The following is a 17454-nucleotide window of genomic DNA, read 5'->3' on the forward strand; positions in this document are numbered from 1 at the left end:
AGCATCAAGCATAAACGAGTTCAGCGCCCCACCGCATATCCCTGCATTCCCCGCGGACTGGCGCCAGCGCGCAAAAGCAGCCCGCCGCCCTGCGCCGTTACACGGGTACACGCACTGATCCGGCCTTCGGACCACGCTCCCCCCACCACGACGTCGTGGCCGGCTGTTCGCAGTTGCTGCAATGTCTCGGCCGGAAAGCGCGACTCGACGACTAAACGATTCACCTTGACCGCGCGAGGCCAGAACGACCCCGGATAATGCTCGATATGCGAGGATGGGGCGTCAATGGCTTGCTGCAGGCCCATGCCCAGCGCGCAATGGCGTAAAAAGAATGACAGTGTCCACTGGTCCTGCTGGTCACCGCCGGGCGTGCCAAACGCCATGTACGGTTCACCGTCACGCAGTGCCATCCCCGGCGACAGCGTGGTATTGGGGCGTTTCCCAGGCTGCAGATAGCCCGGCGTGCCTTCATCCAGCCACGTCATTTGCAGGCGGGTGCTGAGAGAAAAGCCCAGCCCGGGGACAACAGGACTGGAGGACAACCAGCCTCCGGATGGCGTTGCGGCGACCATGTTTCCGTGTTTGTCGATGACATCCAGATGACAGGTATCGCCAACGAATATTTCGCGTTCAGCCCACGTGCTGACCGGCGGCAAGGCGGCAAAAGTGGGCTCGCCGAGGCCGTAACGGCCATCGGAGCCGGCCAATGCACGTTCGGCCGCCTTAAGGTCGGGCATGACGGGTACGCGGCCCAGCGGGTGCCCCGGGTTTATCGATGTGGACGCTTTCGCCCCGATTGCTTTTATCCGTTCGAGGGCATACTCGTCGGACAATAAGGCGGATATGGGGACGTCAACATGATCGGGGTCGCCATACCACGCCAGACGGTCCGCCATTGCAAGCTTGGCCACTTCTGCAGTGCGATGGAGGAAGTCCGCTGAATCGGCCGCGCAAGAACCCATATCCATGTGCCGCAACATGGACAGTTGTTGCAGGAATACCGGGCCTTGCGACCATGGTCCGCATTTGGCAACGGTATAGCGACCGAAATCCGCGAATAGCGGCTCTTCGTAGGTAGCCCGCCAATCAGCCATATCGGAAAGCCGAAGCAAACCGGTGTGCCGGTCACCGGTGCAATCGCACAGCGGCTCATTCGTGTAAAAGTCATCAATCGCTTGCGCGACGAAACCGCGGTACCAAAGGGCCAGCGCCGCGTCTATCCTCGATTTCCGGTCGGTTCCCGTCGCGTTGGCTTCTGTGACGACGCGCGTATAGGTCGAGGCCAGCGCGGGATTGCGAAATAGGCCATCCAAAGATGGGATACGGCCACCCGGCAGCCAAACCTCGGCCGAACTTTTCCATTCCTGGCGAAACAAGCTCTCGACGGCAATGATGGCCTGCACGATGCGCGGCACCAAGGGAAATCCGCCCTTCGCATAGTCGATGACCGGCGCCAGTACATCTTCAAGTTCCCAGGAGCCGTAATCACGCAGCATCGTCAGCCAGGCCCCGAAGGCGCCGGGCACCGTTGCCGGAAGCAGGCCGGTGCCGGGCACCAGATCGAGTCCTTTGTCGCGAAAGTAGGAAGGCGTAGCCAGGGCAGGCGCCGGCCCTTGCCCGCAAATAACGCGCATGCGGCGTTCTTCTTCGCTCCAGATCATGATCGGCACCTCACCGCCCGGACCGTTCAGGTGCGGTTCGACCAGCTGAAGCATGAAACCGCCTGCGACGGCGGCGTCAAACGCGTTGCCGCCACGCTCCAGCACACCCATTGCCACCTGGGATGCCAGCCAATGCGTGGATGAGACCACGCCGAAAGTGCCGCACAGTTCCGGCCGTGTTGTGAAGGATTCCGGCATCGCTGTATCACCCAGACGCAAAAGAAGTATTGAGTATATCGGCTGCGGATATCCGGCGCTACGGTCAATCAGCGTGCGATATTTTGCTCGGCCTGCAACGTATCGACCGGGTCCGTCGCTCCGCCCGCAGCGATAAGCTCCAGTCTTTCGTTTTCAAAATCGGCATGCAGCGGCTCCAATACCGGCATGGTCTTGTTTGCCTTGGATGACAACTCGTTGAAGCGCGAGGTCTTTCCGTATAGACCCTGCTGTCCGGCCACCGCCTTTACGGTTTCGTTGTACTGCCTGCTCACGGTATCGAGGTTGGTGCCAAGTTTCTTCAAGCGCTCCGCCACCACGACGACCTGGTTATAGATTTCGCCGGCCCGGGCGCTCAGTTCGTGCGCCTGCTCATTGCTTCGCGCCACCATCCACAGGTTGGCAACGGTCTTGAGTATGGGCATAAGCGTCGTGTGGGAGACCATGATTACATTGCGCCGGTAGCCGTAATCGAAGAGGTCCCTGTTGTGCTTCATGGCTTCGATGTAGGCAGGTTCGATAGGCATGAACATCAGGACAAAACTTGGGCTGCGCATGCCGACCAGATTGCTGTAATCTTTCTTGCTTAGATCGTCGATGTGATTGCGCACCGCCTTGACGTGCGCATCCAGTGCGACTTGCATCTCGGCGTCGGAGGACGCAGAGACAGCGCGTTCATAGTCGACCAGCGATACCTTACTGTCGATCACCATATGCTTGAGATCGGGCAGCTTGATGACAAAATCGGGGTGACGATTATTGCCCAGATCATCCTTGAAGCGCGCCTGCGCCTGGTAATGGTCGCCGGGTACAAGCCCGGCCAGCTGTAGCGTGCGCTCGAGCTGCACTTCGCCCCAGTTGCCCGTGGTTTTTTTGTCGCCCTTCAATGCGCTGGCCAGGGCATTGGCTTCGGAACCGATTTTCAGGCCCACCTCGAGCACGCGCTTTATTTCAGACCCCAGCGAGACATTGCCACGCAGGGCCTCATCGTGGACTTGGTTCACGCGCTTCTGGAAGCCGTCGATCTGGTCACGAAACGGCTTGAGCATGCCATCCAGCGAGTTCTGACTGTTCTCGGCAAATGTTTTGCCTTTTTCCTCGAGAATTTGATTGGCAAGATTCTGGAACTCCGTTTTCATCTGCACCTTTGAGGTTTCGAACGACGCCTTCATTTCCTGAAAACTGGCCAATTTCTCGGTGTGCACCGCTTGCAACTCCGTCATCTCGTTACTTAGCTGGATCAGGCGCTGATGCAGTTTTTGCAGCTCCGCGTCTTTCATCGCAATGTCGGTTCGTGCATCGTCAAGGCGTTCCCGCAGACCTGCCACCGTCGATTCGCTGCTCGCCAATTGGCGGTCAATGTGGGCGATTTCCCCTTGCGCCCGCGCCAAGGCATCGCGAACAGCATGCAACCCCCGCCGCTCGATCAAAACGGCAAGGATGAAACCCAGTAACGCAGCACCGGCGACCCACAGCACCATGATGATTTCCGGGGTAAAGTAATTCACAAACACATCCTCGTTGAAATAAGCGGCATTGCAGTCGGGCAAAGGTATGACGTCATAGCGAATATATATATGTTCATTTCGGGTACATATAAGGAACGCTCTTTATATAGCTCATTGACATGATAAATTAGTAGCTTCTTACATTAAAGTGAGCATTGGCGTTGACGCCAATCAATATCGCTGAGTAAGCACACGCAACTTCTGGATTACATCATGCGCACACTCTTTGCAGGATTGGCCAGCGTAATTGCGCTGACCACCACTTTTTCCACCGCTGCCGTTTCAGCAGAGTGGCCACCTGCCAACAAACCGGTCCAGATCATCGTCCCCAGTCCGGGCGGCGGCGGAACAGGCGATACCATTGCCCGTCTCATAGCAGACCAGCTCAGTCAAAAGCTTGACGGCAACTTTATCGTTGAAAACCATGCTGGCGCCAACGGCAACATAGGCGCGGGCATTGCCGCCGAAGCACCTAATGACGGTACGCGACTCCTGTTTTCGTGGGCCGGAACCTTGGCGGTCAGCCCGAGCCTGTACAGGAAACTGCCATTCGATCCGCAGAAAAGCTTCGACGCCATCGGCCTCGTTGCGCACGTACCCAATATCCTGGTGGTGAATAACGATTTGCCCGTCAATAATCTGGCCGAGTTCACCGATTACGTCAAGAAACACCCCGGGATCGTGAATTTCGGCTCAACGGGTAACGGGAGCTCCATGCATTTGGCTGGAGAGCTCTACATGGCGGCGACCAACACAAACATGGTGCATGTGCCGTATAGCGCTCCGGGCCAGGCCACGACCAATCTGATCTCGGGTGAAATCCAGTCGATGTTCCAGCTCATCCCCGGCATCGTGGGCCAGCTCAAGGCGGGCAATGTAAAGGCACTGGGCATCATGGCAACCGAGCGTTCCAGCACCTTGCCTGATGTACCGACCATGGAAGAACAAGGCCATCCAGAACTATTGTCCGCGACCTGGTTCGCGCTGCTGGCGCCCAAGGGCACGCCGGCCGACATCATCGAGCGTACCAATAAGGCGCTGAATGAAATCCTGCAGGACCCCGAGGTCAAGCAAAAACTCGCCAACATGGGCGCGGCGACGTTGGGCGGCACACCTCACGATCTCGACAATCTGCTCGCGTACGAGCTGAAGAAGTGGAATAAAGTCATTACGGACGCCGACATTCAAATTCAGTAATCCGATCAAACTGGGAGACTGCCATGTCTGGAACGATAGGATGGGTGGGACTGGGCAAAATGGGTGTGCCCATGGCCAGACGTCTACTGCAGGCAGGCCATCCCATGTATGTGTGGGCGCGCAATCCCGAGCAGACGCTCAACCTGCGCAGGGAGGGTGCCAAAGTGGCAACCGACCTGCGCGAGCTTGCGCAGCGATGCCAGACCGTATTCACGATACTCGGCGATACGCGCGATGTCGAAACTGTTTACCAGGGACTGCTGCCCGGCATGCAGCCCGACTCGGTATTCATTGACATGACTACCGTGGCACCAAAAACGGCCATGACGCTCACTGATTTGGTGTCGGGAAGGAACGCCCGATTCATGGATGCACCCGTGACCGGAGGCGTTGCCGGCGCAGTCAACGGTGCCTTGACGCTTTTTATTGGTGGCGACGACACCGTCCTTGAACAAAGCAAGCCTTTGCTGGACCACCTGGGGCAACGCGCCATCCATTGCGGCCCGGCGGGTTCCGGCTATCGCATGAAGCTCGTCAATCAAACGATAATCGCCGGCACCTTCCTGGGGCTGGCGGAAGGCATCTCCCTGGCCCGTGCCAGCAACTTTGACGTCGGCCTGTTGACTGACGCCCTGAGCAAGGGCACGGCCTCGGGAATGCTGTTCAACGCCTACGCCGAACGCATGATGCAGGGCAGTGGCGACATCACCTTTACCCTGGGCATGCTTCGCAAGGACTTGCGTTTGGCACAGGCCGAGGCCGAACATCAGCAACAACCTTCACTGTTCCTGAAGTTCGCCGTCCAAAGCCTGAATCAAGCATGCGAGCGTTTTGGCCCGCATGCCGGGGTACAGATGCTAAGCCAGCTGGACAAATAGACCGGCGTCCTACTGCGCGGGCGGCACCGGTTCGCCCAGGTTCAGCATAAGGCGATTGGCCCACGCAAAAATAGCGCTGGCATGCAGCAGGTCCAGTACCTCGGCATCGGTCATGCCAACATCTTTCAGCACCTGGATATCGGCAGGCCCGATCTGCCCGGGTTCTTGGGTAAGTCGTATGGAAAATTGCACGATCGCCTTCTGGCGTTCGCTGGTGCCGGCCGTGTGCGGATCCTCGAATACCTGAGTGACCGTTACACTCTCCTTGGCCAGCTGCTCGAAACGCTGCGCATGTACCGATGCGCAATACACGCAACCGTTAATCCGCGATACCGTCAACGCGCCCAACTCACGGTCGGCGCGAGCCAATCCACCGGGCGCGTACATGATGGCGTTGTAGGCCTCGGAACGCTGCTTCAGTATGGCCGGCTGATGCGCCAGCAGCAGGTAATAGTCAGATTCCTTGGCCTTCGGGTGACTCATTTCGAGCACCTCGATTTGTTGCGGCGTTGCAGTGTCTACCTTGACCACGTCCAGCCAGGCTTTCCAGTCCAGCGTTTCATTGGTAAATCCCTGGACTTTGATTACGTCGTTCATGATTGCGACTCCAGTGCCTTCATGGCCTGCAAACCCGCCACCAGCCGGATCTGGTAAGACAGGAAGGCAATCAATTGGGCCAGCGTGATGATATCGGGCGTGGCAATGCCGGCGGTTTGAAGCGCCCGGGCCGCTGCCTGGTCACCCTCGATCGGCTTCAGGATGAGCTTGGCGGTAAATGCCAGCAGCGCGGTCAGCCTGCCTGGCTCTATGAGCTCCAGCCGGTTTCGACCGACCGCTTCCAGGGTGGCGGCATCGACGTCATTCTGTCGAAGCAAGCCCTGGTAATGACTCTCCAGGTGGGGAGACGTTGAAAGAACGCATGCGTAGTACGCCACCAACAGCCTTTCCAGCATGGTCAGGCCAGCCGCAGCGGGATCAAAGAAAAGCTCGTAACTGCCTTGTGTGGCAGTCGCCACCTTTTCACGCGCACGGCGCGTTGCATACAGGGTGTCGTCAGGTGTCAGTCCCACCACTTGGTCTATCAAATCGCCGCCGGGCGATGCGTTGGCATTGTTCATGGCCTTCCTTGCTGCTGCGAAAAACAAAAAAGTACCAGCTTATCCGGCAACATGCCATTCGTCTCCAAACACTTCCGGTTCGTCGAAGGCCAGCAGCTGCGCATAGTGTTCCTGGATATTCTCGCCATAAAGCAAGCTGGCTATGCCTTGGGACAAGCGTACGGCGCCATCGCTGATGGCCGGGATATCGCCCGATACCGTGCCGTGGGTCAGCGTTGCCGGGTAGCAGAAACAATGTATTCGCGATAAGCCGGGCAGATCACCCTCGCGCTTTTCTTGAAACTCGAAACTGGGGCCCAGATCAGGTGAATCGAGCAATTCTCTGTCGTTGACGCCCTCTGTGGGTGTGTAGCGGTCGGCCCAAACTCGTAGATGTGGTGCAATGGTTGCGTATTCGGGCCGGCTATGCCAGTCGATCATGAAGCCGGTGGACAGAATGAGGAAATCCAGCTCGAAGGCCTGTCGAGGCGTTTCGACGCGCAGGGCCCGCCCCTGGTCAATGACTCGCAGCACAGGTGAACCCAGATGAAAATGAGCGTTGGCGTGCTGCGACACACGCAACACGCTTGCGCGCGGAGGCGGTACCTGTTGAATATTGATGTAATGGCGTATGCGCCATTTCCAATCATCGGGAAGGTCGACATACCCTTGGATAAAACCGGGGTTCCCCGCTCCCTTGGCCTTGTTGATACGCGGGATATCGCTACGGCGTATCAGCACGTCGACACGTGCCGCACCATGTTCCAGCGCCGTACCCGCGCTGTCCATGGCGGAAGCGCCCGCGCCCACGACGCCAACACGTCGACCGCGCAGCGTGGAATAATCCAGCGGATCGGATGAATGCGCCCAGCGGTCACGCGAGACCGCCTGAACAAAATCCGGAATGCTTGCACCGCCCAGCCCTGCACGGCCTGTAGCAAGCACCACGCGGCGCGCATAGACATACTGTTTTGCTGACGGCGTCTGCATATGCAGCTCGACGTAGTCGGCATGCGGCACAATGTTGGTCACCACATGGTCGTTGCGGACATCGACCTTCATGGCACGGCGGTACCAGCGCAAATACTCCATCCATTGAAGACGCGGAATCTTGTCCAGGTCATTCCAGGCTACCGTACCGAATTGCGCCTCGAACCAGGCGCGAAACGTCAACGATGCCAGGCCAAGCGCCGGGCCGACCAGCTGTTTGGGAGAGCGCAGAGTTTCCATGCGCGCAGTGGTGGCCCACGGCCCTTCAAAGCCTTCGGGAGCGCTGTCGAATACGCGCGCAACCATACCCATGTTGGCCAGCGCGGCCGCGGCGGCCAGGCCTGCCATGCCGGCACCGACAATGGCCACATCAAGCAGGCGCTGACCGTTTACGGTACCCGGTGGCACCCAGGCCTTGGCCGGCAGGTCGAGCCAGGCGAGATCCTGAGCCAGGCGTTGTTCCAGGGCGAGCAAGCCGTCTGGGCTTGATGAGATAAGGCTGGTCATGAGAAGGCGATAGTGCTGTTACGGCCTAAAGCGTATCACTAACCTGCCCGGAAGACACAGCGAACGGTTGCGGGATCGTGGGAAGACCACTGAGATCGCCGGGTGTAAAGTGGGGGATCTGCTCATTGGCGTAGTCCCACATGGCCTGGATAAGGCGCTTGCCTTCGTCCGGCAAAACGCGGTCGCGATGCGTGATGACACCTATCATGTAGGGAATGTGCGCATCGAAGGGCCGGTACACCACACCCACCGGCGCAAAAGCCGCCGCGGTGAATGGATCTATAAGCGCTATTCCTACGCCGGCGCGAACCAATGCCAGAGCATTCATATATGACGACGTTTCAATATGCCGGCGCGGACTGGTTTCAGTGTTTTGCAACAGGGCCGTCGACAGGCGATGACGCAGGCCGGAAACGTTGGACATGGTGATGACGGTGTAGGTCGCCAGGTCGGCCAGCCTGATAATTTCATTCCCGGCCAGGGGATGATCGGCGGGCAGTGCAATCAGGCAAGGTGCCTGCCCCGACCAATGCAAATGGCAACGACCGAGATCTATTGGAAGACTGGAAATGCCGATGTCCACCAAGCCGTCTTCCACCAGGCCCGCGGCTTCGCCGGGGTGCGCTATCTCGATTTGCATCTTGTCCGCGAAGATCGGCTTGCTGCGCTCGAGCCGACCTAAAACCTCCGCCACCAGGGAGGTGCACAGAGACATATTGGCAGCCACGCGCAGTGGTCGTGGCCGTCCCCGTGCAATTTCACGCGTCCGGCTGTCGAGCTGCTGCAGGCCTGCCAGCACATTGCGCACTTCTTCGTAGAACTCGCGCCCTTGGTCGGTGAGCGTGACTTGGGGACGAGTACGTGTAAACAACACGAAACCCAGTTCGTGTTCCAGATCTTGTAGCTGCCGGCTGACGACAGGTTGCGAGCGATCGAGCAAGCGCGCGGCCGACGTTACGCTACCGGCGGAATAGACGGCGGCGAATGCCTCGAGTTGGCGAATTTCCATAAGGCGAGTAGTCGGGGAAGGGTAATTGCGGGTTGCGATAAACGTATATTATACTTTTTGAAACCTTTGTTATGTTTACTTTACAAAATACCCACAAGCTCTAAGTGGTTATATGCGCTACATTTTCTTAACGCCGAAGCAATTTTCCATAGCAGGAAACGTGCCACCCCGAACATCGGCCGCATACTGTTCCACCGCCGACCGTATGACTGAACCCACATCGGAATACTGTCGCGCGAATTTGGGGATGCGCGAGCCGCTCAAGCCCAGGATGTCTTCCGTGACCAATATCTGGCCATCGCAGGCAGGCGACGCGCCGATCCCAATGACAGGAATACCGAGACCTTCCGTAATGCGCCGTCCCAGTGCCTCGGCGACGCCTTCAAGCACCACCCCGAATGCCCCTGCTTTCTCGTGCGCCAAGGCATCCTGCATGATGAGGTCGGCCGACTCATCGTTCATGCCTTGCGCCTTGAATCCGCCCATGGTGTTCACATACTGGGGCATCAGGCCTACGTGCGCCAACACCGGGATTCCGCGGTCGACGAGGAAACGTGTGGTGTCGGCAAGGGCGGCGCCGCCTTCCATCTTGATACCGTCGGCGCCGCTGGCCGCCAGCACTCTTGCGGCGTTTGAAAATGCCTGCTGCGGCGACTCTTGATAGCTGCCAAAGGGCATATCCACAATAATGCAGGCATGGCTTGTCGACCGGACAACCGCCGCCGCATGCGCCGCCAGCTGGTCTGCCGTGATCGACAGCGTATTGGGCAAACCATATCCCACCATGGCCGTCGAATCGCCTATCAGGATCATGTCCAGCGCGTCGTCGAGCAAACGCGCGAAAGGCGCCATATAGGCGGTAAGTGCCGCAATCTTTTTCTGGCCTTTATATGCCATAAGCTGGGGCACGCTGATACGCCGCGCCTGACTATGCACACTCATTTTTTACTCCCTGAAATTGAAACACTAAAAGCGATAAGACCCGGAGGGTTTGCCGCAAGATAAGCACCGTATAATCGATCAGAATCAACTAAAGAACAAATCGCCGGCTGGCCAGTCCGACCTGTCCGTAAAGCATGGCATCGCGCCTTCGTCGCGATTACAGCGCCATGCTTCGCAAGCAACCATGGAGAGTTAACATGCTTAGCAGCCCGACCACCGTATCGTTTCACGACGGGCGCAGTGCCCCTCAGCTGGGAATGGGCGTATGGCAAGTCGAAAACGATATTGCCCACTCAATCGTAAAAACCGCCATCGACATCGGCTACCGTTCCATTGATACAGCAGCCATTTATGGCAACGAAGCAGGCGTAGGCCGCGGCATTGCCGAATCATCGGTCAAGCGTGAAGACCTTTTTATCGCCACCAAGCTTTGGAATGATCGCCATGGCCACGATAGCACCAAAGCCGCCTTCAATGAGAGCCTGGAAAAGCTGGGATTGGACTATGTCGATCTCTATCTCATCCATTGGCCGGTACCCAAGGTCGGCCTGTTTGTCGAGGCCTGGGAATGCATGATCCAGCTTCGCGATGAAGGGCGAGCCAAGTCCATAGGTGTCTGCAATTTCAACGTCAATCACCTGGAGCAACTGCTGGACCAAACCGGCGTATTGCCTGTGGTGAATCAGATCGAATTGCACCCCCACTTCCAACAGGCCGAGCTACGCGAATTTCATGCGGAACACGACATCATCACCGAAGCTTGGAGTCCCCTGGGCCGTGGCCGCATGTGGGACGACCCCATCCTGAACGGCATCGCGCGCAAGCATCAGCGTTCGGTGGCGCAGGTAATGCTGCGCTGGCATACACAACTTGGAAATATGGTCATTCCAAAGTCGGTCAACGCCGGCCGCCTGGAAGAAAACTGGCGGATATTCGATTTCACCCTCGATGACGACGACATGGCAGCCATCGCAACCCTCGACAGGCCTGACGGCCGCGAAGGCCCCGACCCGGAACTCTTTCGCCTGCCGCAGGCCTGATCCGATGCAGTTGTGCGGGCAAGCAAGCGAACGCTATCCGCTTGCCGCCCGGCGCGCGCCTCGGCTGAACAACGCGGCCAGCCCGGGCGCACATCCGAATACGACGAACAACGCGAAAGCCGCGCGCTGTGCGCCTTGCACACCGCCAGGGTCTATGAACCCGGCTGCATTGGTTACCATGCCCGCTAAACTGGCTCCCATCGCCATGGCGTACAGCTGCAAGGTAGTAATGGCTGAAGAGGCAATGTTTTCCTGACCCGGCGGCGCCGACTTGAACACCCGCGTCAACAGATTGGGCCAGCAAAGCCCTACCCCCAGCCCCACACCCAATAACGGCGGAATCAGCCAGGTGGAACCGTATCTGCCCAGTGACAGGGTGTCCGACGGCATTACAAAGGCAAGGGTGAACAGGGATAACGCCGATACAACAGGACCGACCAGAATCAGTCGATTTGCCGTCGCCGTGGACCTGCTGGAACTGATGAATGAGCCCAGCGTCCACCCCGCCGACATCAAGGCCGTCCAGTAGCCCGCGATCAGCGGCGTCTTGTCGTGTATTACCTGCAAAAAATAGGGAATATAAATTTCGGTGGTGACGCCCACGCTCAGCAGGCAGATACATGCATAGAGGCTGCCCAATGCCGAATGCATGGAATATGTTCCGGTTGGAAAAAGCCGAACCCGAGCGCGCCTGTCGGCCCATGCAATCAGGACAGTCATCAGCAAGCCCGCCACAATTCCAGCTGCATTCCAGCCAGGCGTGGACGAGAGACTGGCGACAGACACCATCAGCACCGATACGGCCAGCATAGCGATCTTGCCCAGCGGCGCCTGGACTGGCTTGCCCTTGGCCGGCGCATGCGCCGCAACTTGCGTAGAAACCAGCCAACCCAGCAATGCCGCAATGGGCAACACCACCCAGAACGCCAGGCGCCAGTGCCCTGTCTGGGCGAAGATTCCCCCGATGGCCGGTCCCGACAGCGTCGCCACGCCCCACATACTGGACACCAGCACCATGGCGCGCGACCAAAGGCGCTCTTCGAAAACCAGGCGTACCGACGAATAGCTCAATCCCAGCAGAAGACCACCGCCCATGCCCTGGGCGCTGCGGCCCAGCAGCATCCAGGGCATGGACGGCGCCGACGCGCATCCGGCTGTGCCGATGGCAAACATGAGAATGGCCAACTGAAACGCCCGCCGGGGGCCGAACAGATCCATCGCCTTGGGTGACAATGCTGAACCCAGGATGGATGCCACTACGAACAGCGTTGTATTCCATGCATAGTATTCCAGGCCGCCAATATCCTGGACGACAGAGGGCAGGATTGTAGTGACAATGTAGACATTGACGGCATGCAACGCTACGCCGCCTGCCAACGCCAGCGACCGCAAACCGTTGCGGCCCCACAGTAGTTCAGACCAGGATGCTGCCTGTTTTGTTTGCATAGAAGCGAAATGACTCGTGTAGCGGCCGGACGATCCAGGGCTTTCGCCGGTTCAGTAATGCGGTGGTTTTTCTTGTGTGTAGAGGCCGGTGTCGGGGTCGGGGTCGCCCTGGTCACCGCCCGCCTCGCCCAGGCGTTTTACCAATGCGGTGCAGAGCATGCGCAACTCGTCGATCTGCTTTTGCTGCTGATAAACCAGACGGTTCAGTTCCTGCGTCAAGTCTTCCTGGCCGGTCAGCTTGATTTCAATCTCGATAAGGCGTTCTTCAATACTCATACTTTTGCCCTCCAGCATGGAACGCGCCATTCTAACCGGCGCACCGTTAAGCGTGGTGCAGGTATAGTCCAGGAAGGAACATATCCCGAAAGGCCCGATGATGAGCACCGAATCGCTACTCCGCCAGCATTTGCAAACGCTTGCCGACTACCATGACTGGGCCAATACCCTGCTGTCGGGCCACGTCGCGGGCATTCAGGATGAGCACTACTTTGCGCCGGCGGGACTTTTCTTTAAATCAGTTCACGGCACGCTCAACCATATTCTGCTTGCCGACCGGGCGTGGTATGGAAGGTTTGCCGGCAAGCCTGAACGCTTTGCCCGTCTTGACCTGGAACTGGTATCCGCAAGGGCGCCTCTGGTCGGCGCACTGGCCGAGCGGCGCGGCCTTTGGTCTACGCTTATTGCGCGCACGCCGGATGATGTGATGGCCGGCGACCTGCGCTACACCACGACTGCGGGGCCTGAAGCCACACGTCCCTGGCTGGGGGCGCTGGCTCATGTGTTCAACCATGCCACCCACCACCGCGGTCAAATCACCGCGGCATTAACGCGTTATGGCCACGACTGCCCCGAGCTGGACTTGATCTATTTTTTGGCCAGACCAAGTCCAGTGTAGGGAACTGCGTGCCCGGCCTTACCTGCCCAGCAAGTTGCGCAGCACGTATTGCATGATGCCGCCATGGCGATAATACGAAGCTTCGCTTGGCGTATCGATACGCACCATCGCGTCGAACTCGAGGCCACCCGCCCGGACTTTAACCGTGGTGGGTATGCGGCCTTCATTCAGGGCGGTTATGCCAACGATATCGAACACCTCTTCACCAGTCAGCCCTAGCGATTGTGCGTTCTGGCCCGGTGCATACTGCAGCGGCAGCACGCCCATCCCCAGCAGGTTGCTGCGGTGAATACGCTCGTAGGATTCGGCGATGACGGCGCGCACGCCCAGCAGGACAGTGCCTTTGGCCGCCCAATCGCGGGATGAGCCCGATCCATACTCCTTGCCCGCCAGAATGACCAGGGGCGTAGCCGCCGCCAGGTAGGCGCTGGAGGCCTCGAAAATGGTGACCACGGGGCCGCCAGGCTGCGTAAAATCGCGCGTGTAGCCGCCTTCCGTGCCCGGCGCCAGCTGATTGCGCAATCTGACGTTGGCAAAGGTACCGCGGATCATCACCTCGTGGTTGCCCCGACGCGACCCGTAGGAGTTGAAGTCGGCCGGCGCCACGCCATGGTCAGTCAGGTATTTGGCGGCCGGCGAATTGCGGGCGATGGAGCCTGCCGGACTGATATGATCGGTCGTTACCGAATCGCCCAACTTGGCCAGCACGCGCGCGCCGGCAATGTCGGACACCGGCTCCGGATTGCGAGGCATGTCGCGGAAATAAGGCGGCTTGCGCACGTAGGTCGACGTAGCATCCCACTCGAAAATATCGCCCTTGGGCGTCGGCAGCTGGCGCCAACGCTCGTCGCCGGCAAAGACATCGGCGTAGCCGCTTTTGAACATATCGGACACGATCGAAGACTCGACAACCGCCGCCACGTCGGCCGCCGACGGCCAGATATCCTTAAGGTAGACTTTTTCGCCATCCTGATCGGTACCCAGGGGATCGTTGAACAGGTCGATGTCCATGGTACCTGCCAAGGCATATGCCACCACCAGCGGTGGCGACATCAGGTAATTCATTTTTACTTCGGCATGGATGCGGCCTTCGAAGTTGCGGTTACCCGAGAGCACCGACACGACAGACAAATCGTGCTCGTTCACCGCTGCGCTGACTTCCGGAATCAGTGGGCCCGAGTTGCCGATGCATGTCGTACAGCCATACCCCACCAGGTTGAATCCCAGTGCTTCCAGATAGGGCGTCAGTCCGGCGCGGTCGTAGTAGTCGGTGACTACCCGGGATCCCGGCGCCAGGCTGGTCTTGACCCACGGGCGGCGACTGAGGCCTTTATTGACGGCGTTTTTGGCCAGCAAGGCCGCAGCCAGCATGACCGTCGGATTCGACGTATTGGTACACGAGGTGATGGCCGCAATGACCACCGAACCATGGTCTAGCTGGCCATGGGAGCCGTCGGGCAATGTGATCGAGATGGGATCGCGCGCCCGCAGGCCGCTGGCCGGCGCCTCTTGCACGTGGTCGGTAGGCTGAGGTGACCCAGCGTCGGACTCGCTGCGCGACGGCGTGTCGGAAGCGGGAAAGGACTCTGCAACCTCTTTGTCGTATCCCTGCGGCTTTTGCTTGGGTTCACCCACAAAGGCGGCCAGTGCACCACGGAAAGCCTGCTGGGATTCCGACAGCGATATCCGGTCCTGGGGCCGCTTGGGACCGGCGATGGACGGAACCACGGTGGATAGATCCAGTTCGAGCCGTTCGGAATAGCGGGGCTCCGCCTGCGCATCGTGCCAAAGGCCTTGTTCCTTGGCGTATGCCTGGACAAGGGCGACCTGTTCGGGCGAACGCCCGGTCAGTTCGAGATAACGCAAGGTCACATCGTCGATCGGGAAAATGGCAATCGTGGAGCCGTATTCCGGACTCATGTTTCCTATCGTGGCGCGGTTGGCCAGGGGCACCGCCGCCACGCCTGGGCCGTAGAATTCAACGAATTTTCCCACCACCCCATGCTGACGCAAGCGTTCGGTAATGGTCAAGACCAGGTCGGTCGCAGTGGATCCTTCCGGCAACGAGCCAGTCAGCTTGAACCCGACGACCCGCGGAATCAGCATGGAAATGGGCTGGCCCAGCATGGCGGCTTCGGCTTCGATTCCGCCCACGCCCCACGCCACGACACCAAGGCCATTGACCATGGGTGTATGCGAGTCGGTTCCTACGCAAGTATCGGGGTAAGCGCTAGACACGCCGTCATTTTCCTGCGTGAAGACGACTCGCGAAAGATGTTCCAGATTGACCTGGTGGACAATGCCGGTTCCTGGCGGAACGACTTTGAAATCGTTGAACGCGCTTTGCCCCCATCGCAGGAATTGATAGCGTTCCAAATTGCGTCCATACTCGATGTCCACGTTTTGTTCGAATGCTGATTTCGAGCCGAAGGCGTCCACGATTACCGAATGGTCGATGACGAGTTCGACCGGCGCCAGCGGATTGATCCGGGTGGCATCGCCGCCAAGTGCATGCATTGCTTCACGCATCGCGGCCAGGTCGACGACGGCCGGCACACCGGTAAAGTCTTGCAAGACGACGCGCGCCGGTGTGAAGGCAATTTCCCGATTGGGTTCCGCATTGGCATCCCAGGCGGCCAGCGCCCGGATGTCGTCGGCCGTGATGTCGCCGCCATTTTCAGTACGCAGCAGGTTTTCCAGCAAGATCTTGAGACTGTACGGCAGGCTAGCCACATTCAGTCCAGGGCCTGCGATGGCATTGAGCCGGTAAATTTCGTAGGGCTTGCCGTTTACGTCAAGCGTGCCGCGAGACCCGAAACTATTCACACTAGCCATGATGAATCTCCTGTAGTTAAGTTGTCTGCCCGGTACAGGGGCAGGACCAGCATTCACCTTATCACGAGGAATGCCGAAGACCAACAGGATCGCATGCGCAGTCTGCATGGAACCCGCAATTGCCCACACCGCTCGTCCGGCCAATCAGCAAGCGGGCGGCCATAGTCGTTATATTGGGGAAAACCGCCGCATATTGGGCGGCAATCCCAATCTTCATGCTACGGAGCACTCATGAGCCACCCTCATTTCTTCCAGACCGCGGTCAGCCTGACCATGTACGACCCCCTCGCCGAACTATTAGGCGCGGCCGACAATGGCCTGATCGAATACACCTACACCGATATCGTCAAATTGGCTGGGCACTCGTGCCCGACCGTGGCCGGTGCCTACCTCATGACCGTCAAGGCGCTCAAACATCTGTACGGCGACGACCACCCGCAACGCGGCGACATAAATGTCGAATTCCGGGACGACCAGCTGCACCATGTCACGGGCGTCATGGCCAACGTCGTCGGCTTCATCACCGGCGCCACTACCGACAGCGGGTTCAAAGGTTTGGCGGGCAAGTACGACCGCCGCAACCTCATGTCCTTCAATGCGCCTATCGGCGGCGAAATCCAGTTCCAGCGGCGCGATACAGGAACCAAGGTAGCCGTAGACTTCAACGCAAGCGTGGTTCCGGCCGAACCCGGCTTGATGCCAATGCTGCAAAAAATTCTGGCCGGTGAAGCCCGCCCCGATGAAAACAGGCAGTTCGCCAACGACTGGCAAGAACGGGTCGGAACGATCCTGGCTAATGCCGACCATCCTGACCTGATCACGTATGCGCGGTAAACCTCGGTCCACAGTAATGTTATCCTAGGGTATCTACCTATAGGAAACAAGATGACGTTCGTGGTTACCGAGGCGTGTATACAGTGCAAGTACACCGATTGTGTCAGCGTTTGCCCTATGGATTGCTTCATGGAAGGCCCAAACTACCTGGTAATCAATCCCGACGAGTGTATCGACTGCTCGATATGCGTGCCCGAATGCCCGGTGAATGCCATTGTCAGCGATCACGAAATCGCTGATGATCAAAAGCACTTCATCGACATCAACCGCGAACTATCCCAAAACCCCGGGTGGAAACGAATTTCCCGCGTCAAGGAGCCGATGCCGGACCATGAACGATGGGCTGCTGTAAAAGACAAACTGCAGTACCTGCAACACGCGCACTCCTGACACTTGTTT

At 58.6% G+C, this 17454-nt stretch carries 16 protein-coding genes; 6 read left to right on the forward strand and 10 right to left on the reverse strand.

Annotated elements, in window-relative coordinates; translation table 11 throughout:
* Positions 1–20: 20 nt before the first annotated feature.
* The gene (locus CR159_RS10655) at positions 21–1859 is read right to left on the reverse strand and encodes a gamma-glutamyltransferase family protein (protein WP_102073942.1); all 1839 of its coding nucleotides are present in this window, start codon (positions 1857–1859) and stop codon (positions 21–23) included.
* A 68-nt stretch (positions 1860–1927) separates the two neighbouring features.
* Positions 1928–3385 (reverse strand): DNA recombination protein RmuC, encoded by a 1458-nt coding sequence (locus CR159_RS10660; RefSeq protein WP_233208263.1) that lies wholly within the window; start codon positions 3383–3385, stop codon positions 1928–1930.
* 213 nt (positions 3386–3598) lie between these two features.
* Here CR159_RS10660 and CR159_RS10665 point away from each other — a divergent pair, with 213 nt between their 5' ends.
* Both CR159_RS10665 and CR159_RS10670 read left to right on the forward strand, forming a co-directional pair.
* Positions 3599–4582, forward strand: coding sequence for a Bug family tripartite tricarboxylate transporter substrate binding protein (locus tag CR159_RS10665; RefSeq protein WP_102073943.1), 984 nt, complete (start codon positions 3599–3601; stop codon positions 4580–4582).
* Positions 4583–4605: 23 nt separating this feature from the next.
* Positions 4606–5460, forward strand: coding sequence for an NAD(P)-dependent oxidoreductase (locus CR159_RS10670; RefSeq protein WP_102073944.1), 855 nt, complete (start codon positions 4606–4608; stop codon positions 5458–5460).
* Positions 5461–5469: 9 nt separating this feature from the next.
* Here the strand turns inward: CR159_RS10670 and CR159_RS10675 are convergent, their stop codons facing one another.
* The 5 genes from CR159_RS10675 to panB all read right to left on the reverse strand — a co-directional run bounded on the left by CR159_RS10675 (position 5470) and on the right by panB (position 10005).
* On the reverse strand, positions 5470–6057 hold the full coding sequence (locus tag CR159_RS10675) for a peroxidase-related enzyme (protein ID WP_102073945.1): 588 nt from the start codon (positions 6055–6057) through the stop codon (positions 5470–5472).
* Positions 6054–6578, reverse strand: a complete 525-nt coding sequence (locus CR159_RS10680) for a CMD domain-containing protein (RefSeq protein WP_102073946.1) — start codon at positions 6576–6578, stop codon at positions 6054–6056. The genes CR159_RS10675 and CR159_RS10680 overlap by 4 nt, the downstream gene beginning before the upstream one ends.
* A gap of 39 nt (positions 6579–6617) precedes the next feature.
* Complete coding sequence (locus CR159_RS10685; protein ID WP_102073947.1) at positions 6618–8054, reverse strand: NAD(P)-binding domain-containing protein; 1437 nt, start codon at positions 8052–8054, stop codon at positions 6618–6620.
* Positions 8055–8079: 25 nt separating this feature from the next.
* Entirely contained in the window at positions 8080–9063 is a 984-nt protein-coding gene (locus CR159_RS10690) for a LysR family transcriptional regulator (protein ID WP_102073948.1), read from the reverse strand.
* Positions 9064–9180: 117 nt separating this feature from the next.
* Entirely contained in the window at positions 9181–10005 is an 825-nt protein-coding gene (gene panB, locus CR159_RS10695) for a 3-methyl-2-oxobutanoate hydroxymethyltransferase (RefSeq protein ID WP_102073949.1), read from the reverse strand.
* 197 nt (positions 10006–10202) lie between these two features.
* Here panB and CR159_RS10700 point away from each other — a divergent pair, with 197 nt between their 5' ends.
* A complete protein-coding gene (locus CR159_RS10700; RefSeq protein ID WP_102073950.1) occupies positions 10203–11045 on the forward strand; it encodes an aldo/keto reductase in 843 nt (280 codons plus the stop codon).
* A 33-nt stretch (positions 11046–11078) separates the two neighbouring features.
* Here CR159_RS10700 and CR159_RS10705 read toward each other — a convergent pair whose 3' ends face one another.
* Both CR159_RS10705 and CR159_RS10710 read right to left on the reverse strand, forming a co-directional pair.
* Positions 11079–12491, reverse strand: coding sequence for an MFS transporter (locus CR159_RS10705; RefSeq protein WP_102073951.1), 1413 nt, complete (start codon positions 12489–12491; stop codon positions 11079–11081).
* A gap of 51 nt (positions 12492–12542) precedes the next feature.
* Positions 12543–12767 carry a SlyX family protein gene (locus CR159_RS10710; RefSeq protein WP_102074092.1) on the reverse strand — a complete coding sequence of 75 codons (225 nt, stop codon included), beginning with the start codon at positions 12765–12767 and terminating at the stop codon, positions 12543–12545.
* 97 nt (positions 12768–12864) lie between these two features.
* On the opposite strand from CR159_RS10710, the gene CR159_RS10715 reads away from it, so the two are divergent.
* Positions 12865–13386 carry a DinB family protein gene (locus tag CR159_RS10715; protein WP_102073952.1) on the forward strand — a complete coding sequence of 174 codons (522 nt, stop codon included), beginning with the start codon at positions 12865–12867 and terminating at the stop codon, positions 13384–13386.
* A gap of 18 nt (positions 13387–13404) precedes the next feature.
* Here the strand turns inward: CR159_RS10715 and CR159_RS10720 are convergent, their stop codons facing one another.
* Complete coding sequence (locus CR159_RS10720; protein ID WP_102073953.1) at positions 13405–16221, reverse strand: aconitate hydratase; 2817 nt, start codon at positions 16219–16221, stop codon at positions 13405–13407.
* A 231-nt stretch (positions 16222–16452) separates the two neighbouring features.
* On the opposite strand from CR159_RS10720, the gene CR159_RS10725 reads away from it, so the two are divergent.
* Positions 16453–17055: an FmdE family protein gene (locus tag CR159_RS10725; protein ID WP_102073954.1), complete on the forward strand. Its 603-nt coding sequence runs from the start codon at positions 16453–16455 to the stop codon at positions 17053–17055.
* 51 nt (positions 17056–17106) lie between these two features.
* Positions 17107–17445: a ferredoxin FdxA gene (gene fdxA, locus CR159_RS10730; RefSeq protein WP_102073955.1), complete on the forward strand. Its 339-nt coding sequence runs from the start codon at positions 17107–17109 to the stop codon at positions 17443–17445.
* Positions 17446–17454 lie beyond the last annotated feature (9 nt).

Origin of the sequence: Pollutimonas subterranea (assembly GCF_002849655.1) — a bacterium.
Taxonomy (GTDB): Bacteria; Pseudomonadota; Gammaproteobacteria; order Burkholderiales; family Burkholderiaceae_B; genus Pollutimonas; species Pollutimonas subterranea.

Excerpts from the sequence above, each read along its gene's own strand:
- CR159_RS10720 (WP_102073953.1), bottom strand. The coding sequence starts at position 16,221 with ATGGCTAGTGTGAATAGTTTCGGGTCTCGCGGCACGCTTGACGTAAAC.
- CR159_RS10685 (WP_102073947.1), bottom strand. The coding sequence starts at position 8,054 with ATGACCAGCCTTATCTCATCAAGCCCAGACGGCTTGCTCGCCCTGGAA.
- CR159_RS10690 (WP_102073948.1), bottom strand. The coding sequence starts at position 9,063 with ATGGAAATTCGCCAACTCGAGGCATTCGCCGCCGTCTATTCCGCCGGT.
- CR159_RS10710 (WP_102074092.1), bottom strand. The coding sequence starts at position 12,767 with ATGAGTATTGAAGAACGCCTTATCGAGATTGAAATCAAGCTGACCGGC.
- CR159_RS10700 (WP_102073950.1), top strand. The coding sequence starts at position 10,203 with ATGCTTAGCAGCCCGACCACCGTATCGTTTCACGACGGGCGCAGTGCC.
- CR159_RS10705 (WP_102073951.1), bottom strand. The coding sequence starts at position 12,491 with ATGCAAACAAAACAGGCAGCATCCTGGTCTGAACTACTGTGGGGCCGC.
- CR159_RS10725 (WP_102073954.1), top strand. The coding sequence starts at position 16,453 with ATGAGCCACCCTCATTTCTTCCAGACCGCGGTCAGCCTGACCATGTAC.
- CR159_RS10670 (WP_102073944.1), top strand. The coding sequence starts at position 4,606 with ATGTCTGGAACGATAGGATGGGTGGGACTGGGCAAAATGGGTGTGCCC.
- CR159_RS10675 (WP_102073945.1), bottom strand. The coding sequence starts at position 6,057 with ATGAACGACGTAATCAAAGTCCAGGGATTTACCAATGAAACGCTGGAC.
- CR159_RS10680 (WP_102073946.1), bottom strand. The coding sequence starts at position 6,578 with ATGAACAATGCCAACGCATCGCCCGGCGGCGATTTGATAGACCAAGTG.
- fdxA (WP_102073955.1), top strand. The coding sequence starts at position 17,107 with ATGACGTTCGTGGTTACCGAGGCGTGTATACAGTGCAAGTACACCGAT.
- CR159_RS10655 (WP_102073942.1), bottom strand. The coding sequence starts at position 1,859 with ATGCCGGAATCCTTCACAACACGGCCGGAACTGTGCGGCACTTTCGGC.
- panB (WP_102073949.1), bottom strand. The coding sequence starts at position 10,005 with ATGAGTGTGCATAGTCAGGCGCGGCGTATCAGCGTGCCCCAGCTTATG.
- CR159_RS10715 (WP_102073952.1), top strand. The coding sequence starts at position 12,865 with ATGATGAGCACCGAATCGCTACTCCGCCAGCATTTGCAAACGCTTGCC.
- CR159_RS10665 (WP_102073943.1), top strand. The coding sequence starts at position 3,599 with ATGCGCACACTCTTTGCAGGATTGGCCAGCGTAATTGCGCTGACCACC.